The organism is Mesorhizobium sp. M4B.F.Ca.ET.017.02.2.1 (assembly GCF_003998955.1).
GTDB lineage: Bacteria > Pseudomonadota > Alphaproteobacteria > Rhizobiales > Rhizobiaceae > Mesorhizobium > Mesorhizobium abyssinicae.
This window is the reverse complement of the sequence record NZ_RZOF01000734.1, coordinates 1-393: the sequence shown is the minus strand read 5'-3', so window position 1 is coordinate 393 and position 393 is coordinate 1. Positions and strand designations below refer to the sequence as shown.

1 pseudogene is annotated in these 393 nt (G+C 63.6%); it reads left to right on the top strand.

What is annotated here, in order from left to right:
* A pseudogene (locus tag EN738_RS35105) lies at nt 1-234 on the top strand (5-carboxymethyl-2-hydroxymuconate Delta-isomerase); the annotation flags it as partial.
* Between the last annotated feature and the right edge of the window lie 159 nt (nt 235-393).

Below are 393 nucleotides of genomic sequence, written 5' to 3'. Positions count from 1 at the left end.
ATCGCCGACCGGCTGCCCGAGAACGGCTTCATCGACATGAATTTCCGCATCGGCAAGGGCCGCAGCGCCGAGGAGAAGAAGCGCGCCGGCGAGGCGATCTTCGCGGTCGTCACGGATCATCTCGGGTCGCTGTTCGCCACGCCGCATTTCGCGCTGTCGCTGGAGATCCGCGAGATCGACGCCGAACTCAGCTGGAAGAAGAACGCCATCCATCCGCGCCTGCGTGGCAAGTAAACGGGCGCGGCAAATAATCGAGAACAGGAAAGACCCATGGCGGCACTGGACGACAATCTGAGAAAAGCCGAGGCCTATCTCGAACGCTTCCGCACAGACGGCGTGCTCAACCAGATCGGCGGCGAGGCGGTGCCCTCCGCCGACGGCTCGACCTTCGAG